Consider the following 20308-nt stretch of genomic DNA (forward strand, 5'->3'; position numbering starts at 1 on the left):
GGCGATGTTCCGACGGCGCCCGCCGGGAGGCAGGGGCGAGCGCCGTCGATGTCAGAGCGGAAGGCTCAGGGGTCCAGCCAGCTCCGCAGCTCCCGCTTGTCGATCTTTCCGACGGCGGTGAGCGGGAACTCGCCGACGACCTCGAGCCGGTCGGGGAGCATGAACCGGGCCAGGCCGCGCTCCTGCAGGTAGCTCTTGACCTGCTTGAGCCGGAGGGCCTCGCCCGGCGCGAGGACCACCACCGCGCAGACGCTCTCGCCCACGTCCGGGTCCGGCATGCCGACGACCGCCACCTGCCCGATCGCCGGATGGGTCAGCAGGTGCTCCTCCAGCTCACCCGCGGACACGTTCTCGCCACCCCGGTTGATCACGTCCTTGACCCGGCCCTCGACCACGAGGTGGCCGGTCGGGAGCTGGCGGACGAGGTCGCCGGTGCGGAAGTACCCGTCGCCGTCGAAGACGGCAGAGTTGTGCTCGGCGGCCCGGTAGTACCCGCGGATCGTGTACGGCCCGCGGGTCCACAGCTCGCCCACCTCGCCCGGGACCACCCCGGCACCGGACCCGTCGAGCACCCGGACCTCGTCGGCCGCGGCCAGCGGCCGGCCCTGTGTGGTGAACACGAGCTCGTCCGGGTCGTCGAGGCGGGTGTAGTTCAGCAGGCCCTCGGCCATGCCGAAGACCTGCTGGACCTTCGCCCCGAGGGTCGGCGTGATCCGCCGCGCCAGGCCCTCGTCGAGCTTGGCGCCGCCCACCTGGACCAGCCGCAGGCTCGTCGTGTCCGGCCCCTCCCACCCGGCCGCCTCGACCCACAGCCGGGCCAGCGGGGGGACGAGCGCGGTGACGGTGACCCGCTCGCGGGCGACCAGGTCGAAGGCGACGTCCGGACTCGGGGAGGGAGCCATCACGACCGTCGCCCCGACGCCGAACGCGCCGAGCAGCCCCGGGCAGGCCAGCGGGAAGTTGTGGGCGGCGGGCAGCGCGACGAGGTACACGTCGTCCGCCGTCAGCCCGCAGACGTCCGCGCTGGCGCGGGCGTTGTAGGCGTAGTCGCGATGGGTGCGCGGGATCAGCTTCGGCTTGCCGGTGGTGCCGCCGGAGATCAGCAGCACCGCGATACCGCCCGGATCCGGTCGCTCGGCGCCGAGATCCGGGCCCGCCCCGCCGCCGAGCCGGGCGGCGCGCCCGGCCGTGGCGAGCGCCGACAGCGCGGTGAACGGCCCGGGCTCACCGGCCACCAGGACGTGGCGCACGGCGGGAACCGCCTCGGTGACCTCCCGGGCCAGCTTCCGGTAGTCGAAGCCCTCGTGCCGGTCGGCGATCACATAGCCGACCGCGCCGGAGAGCCGCGTGAGGTGCTCGATCTCGACCCTGCGGTGGGCGGGCAGCGAGAGGACGCCGATCGCGCCCCGGCGCAGCAGCGCGAACAGCACGGTCACGAACTCGGCGCGGTTGGGCAGGTGCACCACCACGTGGTCACCGGGACCGATGCCGATGGTGGCCAGCCCGGCAGCGAGATCGTCCACGGCCGCGTCCAGCTCGGCGTAGCTGATCCGGTCGGGTCCCGAGACGAGCGCCGTCGCCGGCCCGAAGCGGCGCGCCCACTCCCGCAGCAGGTCACCCAGGGCCTGGTCGCCCCAGTACCCCCCGTCCAGGTAGCGCCGCTCGAGCTCCGCCGGCCAGCGCGTCCAGCCCTCGTCCACCGGCGCCGGGGCGGTCACGACGCACCGCCGGAGTCGGCGGGGAGCGTGTCCGGGTCGACCAGCTCGGCCGCGACCTCGTCGTCCGACATCGCCGCGATCTCCAGCGCGATCGTGGCGACCCGTTCCGCCCGGCCGGGGACGGTGTCGGCGGCGCGGATCCGCTCGGCGAGCGCGGCGACGGTCGGCGCCCCGAACACCGAGCGCACTGTGACGGCGGTGGTGTCCAGCTCGTCGCGCAGCCGCGTGACGAGCGCGGTGGCGAGGACGGAGTCACCACCCAGCGCGAAGAACTCGTCGGTGATCCCGAACTCGGCCACCCCGAGCACCTCGTGCCAGACGTTGTGCACGACCCGCTCCAGGTCGGTGCGCGGCGGTGCGTGGTCGGTCGCCCGGCCGGCCACCGCCTGTTCGACGGCAGCCGTCACCGTCCGGCGGTCGATCTTCCCGTTGGCGGTGAGCGGCAGGCTGTCGAGCGCGACCACCAGGTCCGGGACCATGTGCGGCGGCAGCGCGCGGCGCAGCCCCTCGCGCACGGCGCCGGCGATGCCCGCGCCGTCGCCGGAGCTCTCGCCGCCGCCCCCGCCGCCGTCGGCCTCGCCCGTGGCGGGGGTGGCCGGCACGACGCCGGCGCCGAGCACCGCGGGATGCCCGGACGCGCCGCGCACGAGCACCGCCACCCCCACCCGGACCTCCGGCAGCGCGGTCAAGGCTGCCTCCACCTCGCCCAGCTCGACCCGGAAGCCGCGGATCTTCACCTGGTCGTCGCGCCGGCCGAGGAAGTCCACCGTGCCGTCCGGCAGGTACCGGGCGATGTCACCCGTCCGGTACCACCGGGTTCCGGTGTGCTCGACGAAGCGGTCCGCGGTGCGCTCGGGATCGCCCAGGTAGCCGCGGGCGACGCCGTCACCGCCGATCCAGAGCTCCCCGGCCACGTGGTCGGGGCAGTCGCGGCCGAGCGGGTCGACCACCCGCAGCCGGACGTTGCGCAGCGGCGTCCCGTAGGGGACCGAGCGCCACTGCGGCGGCAGCGGGGACGTCCCCTCCACCTCGCAGATCGTCGAATGGATGGCCGTCTCAGTCGTGCCGCCCAGGCCCAGGAACCGGCAGCCCGGCACCGCCGCGGCGAGCCGGCCCGGCAGGTCCACGCCCACCTTGTCGCCGCCGAGCAGGACCGCCCGCAGACTGTCCCCGAGCGCCACCCCGGCGGAGAGGACGAGGTCCAGCACCGTGGGGACGCAGTTGAGGACGGTCACGCGGTGGTCGCGGATCAGCTCCGCCCACCGGCTGGCCTCCCGGCGGGAGTCCTCGTCGACGAGCACCACGGCGCCGCCGGCCGACAGCGGGGCGAAGATGTCGAACACCGAGAGGTCGAAGTCCAGCGCCGACACGGCGAGCGTCCGGTCGTCGGTGCCCAGGCCCAGTCGTTCGATCAGGTCGGCGATCGTGTTCATCGCCGCCCGGTGCCCGACCTCCACGCCCTTGGGCTGACCGGTCGATCCGGAGGTGAAGAGCACGTAGGCCGGCCGGTCCAGCCCTCCGAGCCCGCCGGGCGCGGCTAGATCCGGTACCGGCGCCGGCTCGGCGGGCTGGTCCGGCGCCAGCTGGACGACCCCGGCGGGCACGCCGTCCCGGGGCGACTCGGTAATGAGCACCCCGAACCCGGCGGCGGCCGCGATCCGCTCCACCCGGGCGGCGGGTTGCTCGATGCCGACCGGCACGTACGTCGCGCCCGCCGCCAGGACGCCGAGGACGGCGACCACCTGGGACGGCCCCTTGGGCAGGCTGACTCCGACCAGGTCACCGCGGCGCACGCCGTGGCCGGCCAGCGCGCCGGCCAGCCCCAGTGCCCGGCGCCGCAGCTCGCCGTAGGCCAGCGAGCCCGGGCCGCCGGCGGTGTCCCACAGCAGCGCGGGGGCGTCGGGGGCCAGCACGGCGTTCTCGAAGAACCCCTCGTGCAGCAGCCGGGTCGGCACCGGCCCGGCGGTGTCGTTGGCCGCGGCGCGGATGGCACGGGCCGGTTCCGGCACCAGGCCGTCGACCGCCGTGTCCCAGGTGCCCGCGGTGTCGGCGAGGCCGCGCACCAGCCGTTCGAAGGCGCCGAACATCGCGTCGACCACGCCCGGGGCGAACTCGCCGTCGCGGACGTCCCAGTTGACGAGCAGGCCGCCGTCCAGCTCGGTGACCTGCGCGTCCAGGAGCACCTGGGGGCCCTGCGAGATGATCCACACCGGGTCGCCGAAGTGCTGGCGGACCCCGGGGCCGAACAGCTCTCCGAGCCCGAGCGCGCTGGTGAACACCACGGGCGCCAGCACCTGCTCGCCGGTGCGGCGGGTCAGGTCGCGCAGCACCTCCACACCGGAGTAGTCCGCGTGCGCCGCGTCGGCGTGCAGCCGGGCCTGGACCTGGCGCACCCGGGTCGCGAACGGCTGCGGCTCGGCCAGGTCGACCTCGAGCAGCACCGAGCTCGTGAAGTCCCCGACCACCTGGTTGACGTCCGTGTGCACCTGGTCGCGGTCGAACATCGGCACGTTGAGGACGAACCGGGACTCGGTGCTCCACCCGGCGAGCACCTCGGCGAACGCGGTCGCCACCGCCATCGCCGGGGTGACGCCCCGGCTGTGGGCGGCGCGCTGCAACGCCTGGCGCGCCGACGGACCGAGGACGAAGTGACGCCGCGTCACTCGCGGCGGCTCGCCGGTGGAGCCGGTAGCGCCCGCCGCGCTCGTGGCGCTCGTGGCGCTCGTGGCGCCGGTGCTCCCGGCGGTGCCCGCGTCGTCGGGCGAGGCCAGGCGGGGCAGGCCGGGCGCGCCGGGCAGGCCCGGCAGCCGGCCCTGCCACCACTCGGCGGCCGCGCGTGCCGCCGCGCGCCTGGCCGGGCCCCGCGCGGCGCGGTACTCGCGGAAGGTGTAGCCCAGCGGCGGGTGCGCCTCGCCGGGACGGTCGTAGAACCGCGCGAGGTCGTTGAGCAGCACCCGGTAGCTGACGGCGTCCGCCGCGACCATGTCGACGTCCAGGTGGAGCCTGGTCCGGCCCTCCGGCAGCAGGCTCAGCGCGGTGGCGAACACCTCGCCGTGCTCGATGTCCAGCATCTGGTGCGACATCCGGTCCCGCACCGCGGCGAGCCGGGCCTGGGTCTCGGCCTGGCCGAGCTCGCGCAGGTCGTGCACGGTGAGACCGCGCCAGCCCGAGGTCGCCTCGACGACCTGGCTCCCGTTGTCCGTGATCCGCACGCGCAGCATGTCGTGCCGCACGACGAGCGCCTCGATCGCCGTGCGCAGCCGGTCGACGTCGACTCCCGCGCCGTCGAACTCGGTGTATAGGTGCGCCGCGACCTCGCCGAGCGGCTGCCCGCCGTCCCGGCCGACCCAGTAGGCATGCTGCATGAGCGCGAGCGGGAACTCACCGGCCTCCGCGCCGTCGTCGGCGGTGGAGATCGACAGGTCGTCGGACGGCTCCGAGGCCAGGTCCAGCCCGGACCCGGCGGATGCCCCGAATGCCCCGGACGACTCGGCCGCCTCTGACGCCTCGGCGCCCGCCGGCGCCGCGGCTGTACCGGGCGCCGGATCGGCGCCGTCTCCCGGCTGGCCGCCGGCCCGCTGGCCGCCGTCGCGTCCCGCGAGGCCCAGCGCGCCGCCGGACGCCGCGGCGTCACCCACGCCGGCGGGCTCGGCGGGCGCCCGCATCGACAGGAGCTTGCACCAGCCGTCGACGGTCGGATTCTCCGCGAGCTCGGCGAACGAGACCGCCGTCCCGGCCCGGCGCCAGCGGCCGACGGCCTTCATCAGGGCGATGGACTCCAGGCCCAGCTCGAACAGGTTCGCCTCGTTGCCGATCGCCGACGGATCCTCGTCGATCAGCTCGGCCACGATGCGGCGGACATCCTCGAGCTGGTACCCGGGGGTGCCCGCCCGCGCGGCGGGAACAGCCGGGGCGGCCGGCGCGGCGGGCGCCGCGACCAGGAAACGGCTGACGCTGCGCAGCTTCTCCCGGGTCTCCTCCGCCTCTCGGTCGGGGTCGGAGTGGCCGACGATGCCGGCCCCGGCGCGCAGCCAGGTCCGGCCGTCCTGCTGGAACACCGTGCGCAGCACCAGCGCCGCGTCGAGCCCGCCGTCGGAGTCAGCGATCAGCACCGCGCCGCTGTACAGGCCGCGGAGCTCCCCCTCGTAGTCGCCGATCACCGCGCACGCGACCGGCTTGGGCACGCCGGAGGCGGTGATGGAGGGGAAGACCGCGCCCAGTGCGTCCCAGGCGTCGCGGCCGGCGGCGAGCCGGCCGGCCACCCGCGAGGCAAGGTGCTGGACGCTGCCGCGGGGCAGCACGTTCATGAACTGGTCCACGACCACCGACCCGGGCCGGCAGACCTGGAGCAGCTCGTCCTGGCAGGCCTGTACGGAGACAGCGTGCTCGTAGATCTCCTTGGGATCGGAGAGCAGCACCTCGCGCAGATCGCGGTCGACGGCGGGATCGCCGGTCAGCGCCCGGGTGCCGGCCAGCGGCTGGGTCGACACCAGGCCGTCCGCGGACACCTCGACGATGGTCTCCGGGCTGAACCCGGTGGCCCGCAGGTGGCCCGTGTCCACGATGAACGACCGCGCCGGGTTGTTCCCGGCCCGGCCGACCTCGTAGGTGGCCACCAGGTCGACGTCGCCCGCCACGGGCACGACGCGGGAGAGGATCACCTTGCGCAGCCGTTCGGCGCGGATGTCGGCGACGGCCGCCGCGACGATCCGGCGGTACTCGTCGACCCCGTGCTCGAGGTCGACGACGGCGCGCGGGGCGCTGGCCGCCGGCGGGCCGCTCGGCACGGCGGCGAGCAGCTCGGCCAGCTCCGCCAGATCGGCGGTGTCGACGGCGCGCAGGACGGCGACCCCGTCGATCAGCCGCACCTCCCGCCGTGGCACGATCACGTGCAGCAGCGGATCGTCGCCGGCCGGCACCGGCTGGCCCTGCAGGAGCAGGCTGAGCTCGAACGCCGCCCAGCCGTAGGCCCGCCACCCGGTCGCCTCGAGGCCGCCGAGGACGTCCGCGACCTGGCGCAGCGGGGTGGCTCCGGTCGGCTCGGACCGCCAGTCGCCGCTGCCCGTCCGGTGCCTCACCTCGGTGGCGCTCAGCACGACCTCGGCGAGCACCCCCGAGCCGCAGGACCACTCTCCGTCGCGCTCGTAGAGCACGAACGGCGCGGCCAGCCCGCGCGCGAGACCCGCGGCGGCGGCCTGCGGCGACTGGTCGAGCGGGACCGACCTGCTGCGGTAACTCCCTTGCGCTCTCACCGCGACGCGGAGACGTCGGAGCCGGCCGCGTCCTTCTCCATCTGCTCAACCAGGCTGCGGGGACGCAGATCGGTCCAGTTGGCCTCGACGTAGTCGAGGCACGACTGACGGGTCTCCTCGCCGTGGACGACGGTCCAGCCCGCCGGCACCGCGGCGAAACTCGGCCACAGCGAGTGCTGACCCTCCGAGTTCACCAGGACGAAAAAGGTGCCGTTCTCGTCGTCGAAGGGATTCGTCGACATGACTGCCGTCTCCTCGGGTCGCGCCTACAGGTAAGGCCCACCTAAGCGGCGGTTAAGTAAGGCTAGCCTAACTCCTGTCGCTTTGTCAGCCGTTACGACCGATCGGTTGTGACGTGCCCGTTCTGTGGCTGACCGGGTACAGAGAAACCTGGCTCGTCAACCACGCCGGACACAACACAGGCCACATCGCCGGCGACAATCAGCCCGGACGCAAGGCGCACCCGCCGCGGCAGCCGGTCGATGGTGGACTGCCGGTGCGCGATGACGATCAGCGTCCGTCCGGGGCGGATGCGCTCCACCGCGGTCTCGAGCCGCCGTGCGACGGCGGGATCCAGATCGGCGGTGGCCTCGTCGAGCAGCAGCACCGGCGGGTCGACCAGAGCGGCCCGCACCAGGCCGACGAGCTGCCGCTCACCGGCGGACAGCAGCTCCCCGCGCGAGCCGACGGAGGCGTCCAGCCCGCCGGACAGCCCGGCCACCCACTCGGTGAGGCCGAGGGCCTCCACCGCCCGCTCCATCGCCGCCCGGTCCGGCTCGCCCGGGGCCAGCGCCAGGTTCTCCGCCAGCGTTCCGGTGATGATGTGGACCTGCTGGGGGACGAGGACGATCCGCCGGCGGATCTCGGCCGCCGGGACCGTCCGCAGGTCGACCCCGCCGAACGTCACCAGGCCGGCGTCCGGCTGGTAGAGGCCGCACAGCAGCTTCGCGAGCGTCGTCTTCCCGGAGCCGGTGCTGCCCACCAGGCCGGCGCGGTCACCAGCCGGGAACCGCACCGAGACGCCGCGCAGCACGTCGTCGCCCTCCGCGTATCCGAAGCGCACGCCGTTCGCGACGAGCTCGCCCCGCGGCGGCAGCACCGCCCGCGCGGTCCCCGCCGTTCCCGCCGCTTCCGCTGCGTGCGCCGCTTCGGCCGTGCGCGCCGCTTCGGCCGTCTCCGCGGCTTCGGCTGTCTGGGCCGCTTCGGTCGCGCCCAGCAGGTCGGCCAGCCGGGCCAGGCCCACCTTGGCGGTCTGCAGCTCGCCGACCAGCCGGGAGAGCCCCATCATTCCGTCGAACAGGTTGCGGGTCGCGAGCACGAACACCACGACCGTGCCGACCCCGAGGTGGCCGGCCCGGGCCAGCCACACGCTCAGCAGCAGCAGGACCGCGGTCGCCAGCCCTTCGAGGAGGTTGAACAGCTCGAGCCGGTTCTGGGCACCGATCGTCGCGTTCGACGCCCGCAGCAGCTCGTCGTTGTCGCGGCGGAACCGGTTCACCCATTCGCCCGGCCGTCCGGCCACCACCAGAGCCTCACCGGCCGCCAGGGTCTCGGTGAAGGTCGCGGTCATCGCGGCGTCGGCCGCGGCCTGCCGCCCGAAGACCACCTTGGCCGAGGCGTTGAACCACCGGATGACCCCCACCGCGGCGGGGAGGAACAGCAGCACGAGCACCAGGGACAGCAACGGCGAGTACACGATCAGGACGGCCGTCGTCAGCACGACGGTGAGTGCGAGACCGAGCAGGTTGGGCAACTGCTCCCGGATGAACAGCGACAGGTCGGCGATCTCGCCGGTGGCCCGGCGGAGCAGGTCACCGGTCCGATGCGCCTCCACGAACCGCAGCGGGGCGCTCGCCAGCCGCTCCACCACGAGATCGCGCAGGTCGTGCACGATCCGTTCGCCCGCGCGGGCGAGCACCACCTCCGACCACCGCAGCAGGAGCAGGCGGGCGAGCACGACCACGACGAGCAGGGTGACCAACACCCACAGCGCCGTGCGGTCGTGCGCGAGCACCGCGTCGACGCCGCGGCCGACGACCGGCGCGATCGCGACGAGGGAGGCGGTGCTGGCGATCGTGCCCATGATCGCCAGCACCAGGATCCGCCGGTGCGGGCGCAGGTGGCGCAGCGCGCCGCGCGCCGCGCGGCGGACGTCCGGCTCGTCGGCGAGAAGACGCACCTCAGCCACGGTTACCTCCGGCGGGCAGCGCGGCACCGTCACCGGGCAGGGAGCTGTCGTCGTCTGGAAGCACGGCGCCGCCGCCGGGCGGCCCGCCGGCGGCGCCCCGGTCCGGCGGGTGCAGCGTGACCGTCCGGTCGGCGGCGGCCAGCACCGCGGGCCGGTGCGAGATCATCACGATCGCGGCGGCCGGGTTCCAGGCCCGCAGCCGCTCGAGGACCGCCGCCTCGGTCTCCGCGTCGAGCGCCGATGTGACGTCGTCGAGCATGAGGACCGCCGGGCGGCCGAGCAGGCCGCGGGCCAGTGCCAGCCGCTGTCCCTGCCCGCCGGAGAGCGTGCCGCCGCGCTCACCGAGCACGGTGTCGTACTGGTCGGGCAGGCTCATCACGAACTCGTCCAGCGCGGCGGCGTGGCAGGCCGCGCGCAGCTCGGCCAGCTCCAGCTCGCGGCCCAGGCGCAGGTTGTCCGCGACGGTCCCGGAGAGCACGAGCGGGCGCTGCGGGACGAGCCCGATCCTGGCCAGCACCTCCGTCCGGGCCGCGGCGCGCAGATCCACGCCGCCGAACGTCACCGTCCCGGAGTCCGGGTCCTCGAGCCGGCACAGCAGGTGGGCCAGGGTGGACTTGCCCGAACCGGTCGGCCCGGTCACGGCGACGAGCTCGCCCGGAGCCGCCCACAGCTCGGCCGGCCCGAGGACGGTGCGCCCGTCCCGGCGGACCACCACGCCGGCGGCGTGCAGCACGCCGCCGGCCGGCAGCGGCACCGCGTCGCGGTCGTCGGCGGCCGTCCCCGGGAGGTCGAGCACCTCGGCGATCCGGCCCGCGGCGACGCGTGCCTGGCCACGCCCGGTCAGCAGATCCACCAGGACGGCGATCGCCAGCGCCAGCGTGGCCATCCAGGACGTGAAGGCCACCAGGCCGCCGACGGTGATGTCGCCGTTGATCGCCGCGGCGCCGCCGATGCCCAGGCCGGCCGCGATCGCCAGCCGTGGCAGGGCCGCCGGGACGGACGACCACCAGGCGGAGACCCCGGCGACCCGCAGGGCCGTGGAGGTGACCGCGCCGGACAGGTCGTGGTGGCGGCGGACGAGCACCCGCTCGCCGCCCAGCCCGCGCACCGCGGCGCTGGCCGCCAGCAGATCCTCCACCGCGTCCGCGCGGGCGCCGTGCGCCTCGGACAGCGCCTCGTTCGCCGCGTCGTAGCGGCCGGGGAAGAACGCGTTCGCGAGGCCGACCAGCGGAAACGTGACTATCACGATGACGAGCAGCATCGGGTCGAGCAGCCCGGTCGCCGGGAGGACCACGACCACGGTCACCACGACCCGCACCCACAGCCCGAGGTTCTGCACCCACAGCCGGATGAGGTCGACGTCCCGGGTGACGCGCATCGCCAGGTCACCGCGGCCGAAGCGGGTCAGGGCCGGCCGGTCCAGCGTCACCACCTTGCCCACCAGCGCTTCGCGCAGCGAGTGCGCGATCCGGTTCGCCGTGACGCCCGACCACCACTGCCCGCCCGCCCCGCCGAGCAGGAAGGCGATCGAGACCAGCGCGGTGATGAGTGACCACCGCACCGTGGCCGCGACGTCCAGCGGGGTGATGCCGTCGTCGAGGGCGTGCTGGACGCACCAGGGCAGCGCCAGCATCGCCACCTGCTGCGTGAAGGTTGCCAGCGCGCTCAGCGAGAGCAGTCCGGGCATCGAGCGGAGCTGCGCCCACAACACGGTGTTGCCTGCCGACATGGCCATCCAGGACCGCTCCAGGGTGGGTGCTGGGCCAGGGCACGCGAGTGGCGCCGTGGTGACGCGTCCCGGTGCGCGGGCCAAGAAGAGACGAGAGTTCGCAGAGTCGGCGACAGACCACACCAGCGACACAACTTAGGTAAAGGTTAATTAAGTCGCAGGTCAGCGTCAACCGATGGGCCGGCATGACGGCGTGCTCAGAGCCCCCGCCGCTGCCGGGAGAGCAGCCAGACGAGGTAGATCCCGCCGACCGCGTTGGTGGCCACGCCGACCGGGAGCTGGGTGGGCGCAAACGCCCGCTGGGCGGCGAGGTCGCTCGACGCGACGAGCAGCGCGCCGAGCAACGCCGTCGGCAGCAGCGCGGCGCCCGGCGACCTGGCCAGGTGCCGGGCCAGCTGCGGCGCCGCCAGCGCAACGAAGCCGATCGGGCCGGCCGCGGCCGTCGCGCAGGAGGCGAGGGCCGCGCCCACCGCGAGCAGCGCGAGACGGCTGCGCTCGACCGGCACGCCGAGCGCCTTCGCGGTGTCGCCGCCCATCGTCAGCATCGACATGCGCCGTCCGTAGCAGGCTGCGGCGGGCAGCAGGACGGCCACCGCGACGGCGAGCGGGCGGACCTCTTCCCAGCCGCGGCGGTTCAGGCTGCCCAGCAGCCAGGTCTGCGCCGTGATCGCGTCCCCGAGGGTGGCCCTGGTGATCAGGTAGGAGTTCAGCGCCGTCAGCATCGCGGCGGCCCCGATCCCGACCAGGATGAGCCGCGGCCCGGCCACCCCGCGCCGGAACGAGAGCAGGTAGATCGCCACCGCCGTCACGACACCGCCGGCGACGGCACCGAGCGAGGTCTCGTAGACGGTGCCGTGCAGCACCAGGATGACGACGACCGCTCCGGTCGCCGAGCCGGCCGTGAACCCGATGATGTCGGGGCTGCCGAGCGGGTTCGCGGTCATTGTCTGAAAGATCGCCCCGCTGACGGCCAGGGCGGCGCCGACCATCAGGCCGGTCAGCAGCCGCGGCAGCCGCAGCGTGACGACGACGAAGTCCGTCCCGGCGCTGCCCTGGCCGCGCAGGCTGTCGAACACCTCGCGGGGCGAGACGGCGTACTCCCCCGTGATCATCGTCGCGACGCAGACCGCGGCGAGGACGGCGAGCAGCGCGCCGCAGACGGCGACCGAACGGCCGTCCACCCGCAGGGACAGCCGGTCGGCACGGTCCCGCAGGACCCATCCGCGCGGCGCCAGGCCGCCCGCCGCCGCGCCGACCGCCGCCGGGCCGACCCGTGCCGTGCCGCCCGCCGGCAGGCCCGCCACCGAAGCCACCCTCGCCGCCTCCTGCCCGTCCGTCGTTGTCATCGCCATCGCACTGTCATCGTCATCGCATCGGTGTCCGGTCCGCTCACAACCGGCCCAACCGTGCTCGACGGCACAGCACGATGAAGACCGGCGCGCCCACGAAGGCGGTGACCACACCCACCTCGAGCTCGGCGGGAGCGATGACCACCCGCCCGAGGACGTCGGCGGCCAGGAGCAACACCGGCGCGAGGACCGCGGAATAGGCGATCACCCACCGCTGGTCCGGCCCGCAGATCGTGCGGGCGACGTGCGGCACAGCCAGCCCCACGAAGGTGATGGGGCCGGCCGCGGCCGTCGCGGTGCCGCAGAGCAGGGCGATCGCGAGCACGCCCAGCGCCCGCGTGCGCACCAGGCCGACACCGAGCCCGTGCCCGGCGTCATCGCCCAGCGCCATCGCGTTGAGCGGGCCGGCGATCGCGAAGGCGACGGCCAGCCCCACGCCGGCGAACGGCGCGAGCGCGCCGAGCTGGGACGATCCAGCGCCGGCCAGGGATCCGACGTCCCAGAAGCGCAGCCGGTCGAACGTCTGGTGATCCAGGAAGGCGACTCCGTAGGTGAACGCGCCGAGCACCGCACTGAACGCGGCCCCGGCCACGACGAGCCGCTCGGGCGCGACGGCCGCCCGTCCGGTGGCGCCCAGGACGTAGACCGCGCTCGCCGCGACGGCGGCACCCGCCATCGCGAACCAGACGTAGCCGGCGGGGGTGGTCACGCCGAGAAAGGACACCGCCGCGACGACCGCGGCCGAAGCGCCGAGATTGACGCCGAGGATGCCCGGGTCGGCCAGCGCGTTGCGCGTCAGCGCCTGCGCCAGCGCGCCGCCGACCCCCAGCCCCACCCCGGCGACCAGGCCGACCAGCGTGCGCGGAACCCGCAGGTCGTGAACGATGACCGCGGTCTCCGACCGGTCGTCGTGCCACAGCACGCGCCAGACGTCCGACAGCGGCAGGTGGTTCGCGCCGACGGCGATGCTCAGCATGCCGACGACGGCGAGCAGCCCGAACGCCAGCACGAGTCCGGCCGCACGCGGCGGGCGCCAGACCGGCGCGTCAGCCGGCTCCCGGGCGCGCCCGTCCGCGTGCCCCGACAGCTGTGGCACCAGCACGGTCTGCTCCGCGGCCACCCGGACCACCGCTCCCTGATTCACGGAGGCTATTTAGGGCAGGCTAACCTTCCCCAGTCAACCGCTGCCATGAGGAGCGACGGCCGCGGGCCCGACCGTTTCGGACCGACCTTGACCAGGGACGGAGCTGCCCACACGATAAGTGAGGCTAACTTAATCGAATCGGGGTTGCGGCGCTTTGGGTACAGGACGTAGACAACCACGGACTCCCGCGCCGCGCGCGGCGCGGGAGTCCGGAGGCAGCGGGACGGGCGAGGGCGTGGCGGCGGGCGACGTAGCGGCCCCGGCCGGCTCGGTGACCCCAGCCGACGCGGTAACCCCGGCCGGTGCGGCGGCTCCGGGGCAGGCGGGGGGACCCGGCCGGTCCGGGGAGGCCCGGCTGCGCGCCGAGAACCTCACGCTGGCCTATGAGCAGCGCGTCGTCGCCACCGGTCTCGGGCTGCAGATCCCGGACAACTCCTTCACCGTGATCGTCGGGCCGAACGCCTGCGGCAAGTCGACGCTGCTGCGCGCGCTGGCCCGCATGCTGCGCCCACGCACCGGCGCCGTGTACCTCGACGGGGCACTGATCCGGTCACTGCCGTCCAAGGAGGTGGCCCGCCGGCTCGGGCTGCTCCCGCAGACGTCGATCGCGCCGAGCGGCATCTTCGTCTCCGACCTGGTCGCGCGGGGGCGGTACCCACACCAGCGGATGCTTCGCCAGTGGTCCCGCGACGACGAGGTGGCGGTGCGCGAGGCACTGGCCGCAACCGGGACCGACGACCTCGCCGACCGGTACGTCGACGAGCTCTCCGGTGGGCAGCGCCAGCGGGTCTGGCTCGCGATGGCGCTGGCCCAGCAGACACCGATCATGCTTCTGGACGAGCCAACGACGTTCCTCGACGTGGCCCACCAGATCGAGATCCTCGATCTCTGCGCCGACCTGCACGAGGATTCCGCCCGCACGCTGGTGGCCGTCCTGCACGACCTCAACCACGCCTGCCGGTACGCGACCCACCTGGTGGCGATGAAGGGCGGGCGGATCGTCGAGCAGGGAGTCCCGAACGAGATCGTCACCGCCGAGCTCGTCGAGGAGGTCTTCGGGCTGCCGTGCAGCGTGGTTCCCGACCCCGAGACCGGAACTCCGCTCGTCGTGCCCGCCTCCCGCGCCCGGCGCCGGCAGCTCGCCGGGCGTGCGAACGAGCACGACGGGACGGCCTCCGATGCCGCTTCGGAGGCAGAGACGACGGACGCGACGAAGGCGACCGAAGCCGCGGATGCCGCGGCGATGACTGTCGGCGCCGGCTGAGCGGTCGGATGTCCGCCCAGCCGGCCGGCGCCAGGGACATTCGGCGGTCCGCGCCTCCCAGCCGGCCGCCGCCGGGAACGCTCGACGGTCCGCGCCAGCCTGCCCGCCGATCCCGCGCGCCGCGCCCATGTGCCGAGCCGTGGGCCCCGCAAGGGCACCCGCGCGCCGAACGTGCGGGCCACCGGGTTTCGAGCCGTCCGTTGGCGGGGTCTGGCCTCCTGCCACCAGCGGAACGCGTCCCCCGGCCGCCGCCGGGCCGCGGCCTCCAGCCGAGGCGATGTCGTTAGGTTAGGTTTTCCTTATCAGATGCGAACTTGCGGGTCAAGGGCAGGCGGGCGCCAGAACCGACGCATCGGATCCACTTGACCATCAACCCCAACCCACCTAAGTTAGGCTCACTTAACTTGCTCCCCATCCACGGCGAAGCCCGGCATCCACCGCCCACGAGACGATCACCGCGGGAACACATCCGTCAGGCGACTCACGGCCCCACGACAGGCCGGAATCCTCGACCGCTTCCCAGCCACCCCACGACCGGGCCGGGCGCATCGAAGAACGACCTCAGCGACCCGCATGGATCCGGCGTGATCGACCCCGCGGGGCCGCCGCCAACCGCCCGACCTCGGGGAACTCCTTGACAGCTCGACGCGCCACCCCGGAATATAAGTAAGGTTAACTTTAATACACGCCCGGTTACTATTGACCGACCAGAGGGGCAGCCGTGGTAGACCGTCCGCCGACCGCGGAACTCGGTGTGCACGACATCATCGGAGTCGGGTTCGGGCCCTCGAACATCGCTCTGGCGATCGCAGTCGAGGAACACAACAGCAGTGTCTCCGCCGGTGCGGCGCTGCGCGCCGTCTTCCTTGAACGCCAGGTGCGTTTCGGATGGCACCGGGGGATGCTCCTCGACGGAGCGACCATGCAGGTGTCCTACCTGAAGGACCTGGTGACCCTGCGCAATCCGTCGAGCAGCTTCACCTTTCTCTCGTTTCTCCATTCCAGGAACCGCCTGGTGGACTTCATCAACCACAAGACGATGTATCCGCTGCGCTCCGAGTACCACGACTACCTGGAATGGGCCGCGGGCCGGCTCGACGACCTCGTCGAGTACGACACCGAGGTGGTGGACCTGCGACCGGTGACCCACGAGGGCGAGATCGCCTACGTCGACGTGATCAGCCGGCACCGGGGAGACCCGGACCGGACGGTCGTACGCCGCGCCCGCAACGTCGTCATCGCAGCAGGGCTGGAGCCGAGACTGCCCGACGGTGTCGAGATCGACGACCGGACCTGGCACAACCACGAGCTGCTGCACCGCCTCGCGCGGATGCCCTCGACACCGCGCGGCCGGTTCGTCGTGGTCGGGGCCGGCCAGAGCGCCGCCGAGGTGACCGAGCACCTGCACACCCGTTTCCCGCAGGCCGAGGTCTTCTCCGTGTTCTCCCGCTACGGCTTCAGCCCGGCGGACAACAGCGGCTTCGTCAACCAGATCTTCGACCCGGACGCCGTCGACGAGTTCTACCACGCGCCCGAAAGCGTCCGCGCCATGCTGCTCGGCTACCACCGTGGCACGAACTACTCGGCCGTGGACATGGACCTCATCGACGAGCTGTACCGCCGTGCGTATCAGGAGAAGGTGCGCGGCCCCCGGCGGCTGCACTTCCTGCGCGCCTCCCGCGCCGAATCCTTCGAGAAGCTGTCGGACGGCGTCCGGGTGCACATCCGGTACCTGCCGACCGGCGAGAAGCGCACCGTGGACGCGGACACCGTCGTGCTCGCGACCGGATACCACGCCCGCGATCCGCGGCGCCTGCTCGGCGGGCTGGCGGAGGCCTGCCTCACCGCCGAGGACGGCCAGCTTCAGGTCGGCCGCGACTACAGCGTCGACACCGTCGCGGGGACCACCGCCGGCGTCTACGTGCCCGGCGCGAGCGAGTACTCCCATGGGATCTCCTCGTCCCTGCTGTCGAACATCTCCGTCCGGGCCGGCGAGATTCTCACATCGGTCCTCGACCGCCAGGAGCTCGAGGTTCCCCTCGCCACGGTCCCGTCGGGGATCTCCGGTTCCAGGTACCTCGACCCACAGCCGAACGCCCAGCCGCAGAGCTGATCCGCACCGCGCCGCGACCCACCCGGAAGGAGACTGCTCGCCAGCCGACGCGGTGATCCCGGCGTGGTAATCCCGGCGCTCTGGTCTCGGCACTGTGATCTCGGCACGGTGGCGCCCGCTCAGCCGGTCTCGACGGCGAGGGCGAACGGCAGCACGCCCGGCGCTCCGGCCTGGCGCAGCGCCCTGGCCGCGACGGTCATCGTCCAGCCCGTGACGATCAGGTCGTCGACGAGCAGTACCGGCCCGGTCAGCTCGGCGAGCGGGCCGGCGAGGGGCGGTGGCACCTCGAAGGCCGACCACAGGCCGGCGAGGCGGTGGGCGCTGTTGTGCACCCGGCCGGCCGCGGGCCCGCCGGCCACGCGAGGGAGCTGCCCCAGCAACGGCAGCCGCCCGACCCCCGCGATCCGTTCACCGAGGTCCGCCACCAGGCGCGGGCGTGTCCTGGACGCCACGGTCACCACCGCCGCCGGGCGCCGCTCCCACCGCCACTCGGTCAGGGTCCGCACCACCGCCTCGAACAGGTCGTCGGGGACGGGGCCGTCCAGGGCCGCGGGAGGAGGGGCGAGCAGCTGGCGCAGCCGGTTGCCCCAGCCCAGGTCGTTGAGCCGTGCGACCACGCGGCCGGGCTCGGCGGTGACCGACGCGGGAATCCGGCCGGACGCGGCGACCCCCAGCGTGCGCATGCCCGTCGGCCACATCCGGCGCGGCTCGACGGGCACGCCCGTCCGGCGCAGCTCCTCGCGGGCGCTGTCCCGCGACCGGGAGGAGACCTCGGTGGACCACACCCGGCCGGTGCACCGGTCACACCGGCCGCACGACACCGCGTACGGATCGTCGAGCGCGTGGCGCAGGAACTCCATCCGGCAGGACGGCGTGGCGATGTAGTCGAGCATCGCCTGCTGCTCGCGGGCCCGCGCGGCGGCGACGCGGCGGAAGCGCTCGGCGTCGTAGACCCACGGCTCGCCCGTCGCCTCCCAGCCGCCCTTGACCCGCCGGACGACGCCGTCCGCGTCGAGCACCTTCAGCATCTGCTCGAGCCGGGAGTGCCCCAGGTCGACGGCGGCGAGCAGCGCCTGCGTCGACATCGTCCGCCCGGCCTGGGCCAGGACGTCCAGCACCTGCCGGGCGACCGGCTCCGGGGGGAACGACGTGTCGGCGAAGTACCGCCAGATGTCACGGTCCTCGGTGGCGGGCAGCAGGACGACCTCGGCGGACTCCACCGCACGCCCGGCCCGCCCGATCTGCTGGTAGTAGGCGATCGGCGAGTTCGGCGCACCGACGTGGACGACGAACCCGAGATCGGGCTTGTCGAAGCCCATCCCGAGAGCGCTCGTCGCCACCAGCGCCTTCACCCGGTTGCCGAGCAGGTCCTCCTCGGCCGCGATGCGCTCGGCCGGCTCCGTGCCGCCGTGGTAGGTCGTCACCTCGTGGCCCTGGCCGCGCAGGAACGCGGTCAGCTCCTCCGCGCCCGGCTTGGTGAGCGTGTAGATGATCCCGGAGCCGGGTAGCTCGGCGAGATGGTCGGCCAGCCAGCCGAACCGCTGCTCGGCCGCGGGAAGCGACACAACCGCCAGCCGGAGGCTCTCCCGGTCGAGAGACCCCCGCAGGACCACGGTCTCCGCGCTCGTGGAGCCGGCCCCGAGCTGCTCGCTGACGTCCTCGACCACCCGCGCGTTGGCCGTGGCGGTCGTCGCGAGCACGGGCACGTCCGGCCGCAGCCCGCCGATCAGTGACCGCAGCCGGCGGTAGTCCGGACGGAAGTCGTGGCCCCAGTCGGAGATGCAGTGCGCCTCGTCGACGACGAGCAGCCCCGTCGTGGCCGCGAGCTCCGGGAGGTACTCGTCGCGGAAGGTCGGGTTGTTCAGCCGCTCCGGGCCGACGAGCAGCAGGTCCAGCTCCCCCGCCCGCAGCGCGGCGTAGACCTCGTCCCACTCGGTGAGGTTCCCCGAATGGATCTCCCCGGCCCGGATGCCCACCCGTGCCGCCGCGGCCGCCTGGTTGCGGATCAGCGCCAGCAGCGGGGAGACGATCACCGTGGGCCCCACCCGGGCGGCCGGACCGCCCCCCGGCCTCGGACCGCTTGAACCCGAGTCACCTGGGTCCGAGTCACCCGGGTCCGAGTCGCCGAGACCGCGCAGCAGCGCCGTGGCGAGGAAGTACACCGCGGACTTCCCCCAGCCCGTGCGCTGGACGAGCAGCACCCGCCGCCGCCCGCTGACGAGCGCGTCGATCGCCTGCCACTGGTCGTCACGCAGGACCGCGCCCGGCCCGGCCAGAGCCCGGAGCAGCTCCTCCGCCCGATCGCGCAGTGTCCCGCTGACCGTCGCCTGATCCGCCATGCCACCTGTCTACCGGACCCCACCGACAGCTCCTGGCCCGCGGCCGCCGGAACCGCCCGCGACGCGGGTGCGGTCACCGGAGCGGGCGCGAGCCGTCAGGCGAAGTCCTCCGGGTTGAAGGTCTTCGGCTCGACCAGGACCAGCCAGTTACCGGAGTTGTCGCGCAGCACAGCCTCCACCCCGTAGGGGCGGTCGGCGGGCTCCTGCAGGAACTCGACGCCCTTCGCGCTCAGCTCCTCGAAGGTCTTGCGGCAGTCGTCGACCCGCAGCCCGAGCCCGCCCATCTGCCCCTTTCCGAGCTGCCGGCGGACGAAGTCAGCAGCGTCCGGGTCCAGCGGCGGCCCCGGGACCATCAGGGTCGCCTCCAGCTCGGGCTGGCTGGGATGGCCGATCGTGACCCAGCGGAACTCGCCGCCCATCGAGACGTCCGTACGCGGCTCGAAACCGAGCACGTCGACGTAGAAGTCACGGGCCTTGTCCTGGTCAAGGCAGTAGATCGTGACCAGCGAGATGTTTGTGATCATGCGGGAACCGTACGCCGCGCGGCCGCGGGAACGCTTCTCTCAGATTGCGCCGTCCAAGGTCGTGTCGGAGGTGCACCGCAGGTCCATCGCGCCGCGCATGAACAGGTAGCACCCCGGCACGTGCGGGCCGCCGCGGGCCGCCCAATGGTTCCGGTACGCGGTCGGGCTCTCCCCGACGAGCTGGGTGAACCGGGCGGAGAAGGACCCGAGGCTGGCGAAGCCCACCATCACGCACACCTCGGTGACCGTGAGGTTCGCGTGCCGCAGCAGGTCCTGCGCACGCTCGATCCGGCGCCGCGTGACGTACCGGATCGGGGTCTCCCCGTAGGCCGCCTCGAAGCTTCGGACCAGGTGGAACTTCGACATCCGGCCGACCCGGGCAAGCACGTCGAGGTCGAGCGGCTCCCGGTAGTGCCGATCGATGTGATCGCGGACCCGGCGCAGATGCGGCAGCAGCTCAGCCGCCACCGGCCGGGCACCCGTCCTGGTCACACCGTCGATACTAGGGTCGCGTGCGATTCATCAGACAGTAGGCGGACGAGGCTGCGGCCTGTGGCTCAGGACGCCAGCTCGCACTGACCTCCCCTCCACCGGGCTGCACGCCGTGCCCGTGGCCAGCGCCAGGATCGTCCTCGACATGGTCCAGTCCGGGGTGATCCCGTTCCACTCAGTACCTGTCCTGAATCTT

12 protein-coding genes are annotated in these 20308 nt (G+C 73.7%); 2 read left to right on the forward strand and 10 right to left on the reverse strand.

The window, feature by feature from the left end; all coding sequences use genetic code 11:
• Positions 1–65: 65 nt before the first annotated feature.
• The 7 genes from E0504_RS42945 to E0504_RS42975 all read right to left on the reverse strand — a co-directional run bounded on the left by E0504_RS42945 (position 66) and on the right by E0504_RS42975 (position 13380).
• Complete coding sequence (locus E0504_RS42945; protein WP_131627261.1) at positions 66–1718, reverse strand: (2,3-dihydroxybenzoyl)adenylate synthase; 1653 nt, start codon at positions 1716–1718, stop codon at positions 66–68.
• The gene (locus tag E0504_RS42950; RefSeq protein ID WP_131627263.1) at positions 1715–6970 is read right to left on the reverse strand and encodes a salicylate synthase; all 5256 of its coding nucleotides are present in this window, start codon (positions 6968–6970) and stop codon (positions 1715–1717) included. The genes E0504_RS42945 and E0504_RS42950 overlap by 4 nt, the downstream gene beginning before the upstream one ends.
• Positions 6967–7212 carry an MbtH family protein gene (locus tag E0504_RS42955; protein ID WP_020463386.1) on the reverse strand — a complete coding sequence of 82 codons (246 nt, stop codon included), beginning with the start codon at positions 7210–7212 and terminating at the stop codon, positions 6967–6969. Before E0504_RS42955 ends, E0504_RS42950 begins: the two co-directional genes overlap by 4 nt.
• Positions 7213–7304: 92 nt before the next feature.
• Positions 7305–9158: an ABC transporter ATP-binding protein gene (locus E0504_RS42960; RefSeq protein WP_131627265.1), complete on the reverse strand. Its 1854-nt coding sequence runs from the start codon at positions 9156–9158 to the stop codon at positions 7305–7307.
• A complete protein-coding gene (locus E0504_RS42965; RefSeq protein ID WP_131627267.1) occupies positions 9151–10893 on the reverse strand; it encodes an ABC transporter ATP-binding protein in 1743 nt (580 codons plus the stop codon). The genes E0504_RS42960 and E0504_RS42965 overlap by 8 nt, the downstream gene beginning before the upstream one ends.
• 191 nt (positions 10894–11084) lie before the next feature.
• The gene (locus E0504_RS42970; protein ID WP_373693996.1) at positions 11085–12233 is read right to left on the reverse strand and encodes a FecCD family ABC transporter permease; all 1149 of its coding nucleotides are present in this window, start codon (positions 12231–12233) and stop codon (positions 11085–11087) included.
• A gap of 43 nt (positions 12234–12276) precedes the next feature.
• Positions 12277–13380: an iron ABC transporter permease gene (locus tag E0504_RS42975; RefSeq protein WP_255565760.1), complete on the reverse strand. Its 1104-nt coding sequence runs from the start codon at positions 13378–13380 to the stop codon at positions 12277–12279.
• A gap of 355 nt (positions 13381–13735) precedes the next feature.
• On the opposite strand from E0504_RS42975, the gene E0504_RS42980 reads away from it, so the two are divergent.
• Both E0504_RS42980 and E0504_RS42985 read left to right on the forward strand, forming a co-directional pair.
• Positions 13736–14644, forward strand: a complete 909-nt coding sequence (locus tag E0504_RS42980) for an ABC transporter ATP-binding protein (RefSeq protein WP_131627278.1) — start codon at positions 13736–13738, stop codon at positions 14642–14644.
• Between the two features lie 721 nt (positions 14645–15365).
• Positions 15366–16757 (forward strand): lysine N(6)-hydroxylase/L-ornithine N(5)-oxygenase family protein, encoded by a 1392-nt coding sequence (locus E0504_RS42985; RefSeq protein ID WP_112108671.1) that lies wholly within the window; start codon positions 15366–15368, stop codon positions 16755–16757.
• A gap of 119 nt (positions 16758–16876) precedes the next feature.
• Here the strand turns inward: E0504_RS42985 and E0504_RS42990 are convergent, their stop codons facing one another.
• From E0504_RS42990 to E0504_RS43000, 3 genes are all read right to left on the reverse strand, one after another.
• Positions 16877–19096 (reverse strand): RecQ family ATP-dependent DNA helicase, encoded by a 2220-nt coding sequence (locus E0504_RS42990; RefSeq protein WP_131627269.1) that lies wholly within the window; start codon positions 19094–19096, stop codon positions 16877–16879.
• Between the two features lie 95 nt (positions 19097–19191).
• The gene (locus E0504_RS42995; RefSeq protein ID WP_112108669.1) at positions 19192–19620 is read right to left on the reverse strand and encodes a VOC family protein; all 429 of its coding nucleotides are present in this window, start codon (positions 19618–19620) and stop codon (positions 19192–19194) included.
• Positions 19621–19659: 39 nt separating this feature from the next.
• Positions 19660–20112 (reverse strand): helix-turn-helix transcriptional regulator, encoded by a 453-nt coding sequence (locus E0504_RS43000; protein WP_112108668.1) that lies wholly within the window; start codon positions 20110–20112, stop codon positions 19660–19662.
• Between the last annotated feature and the right edge of the window lie 196 nt (positions 20113–20308).

This window comes from Parafrankia sp. BMG5.11 (genome assembly GCF_004337455.1).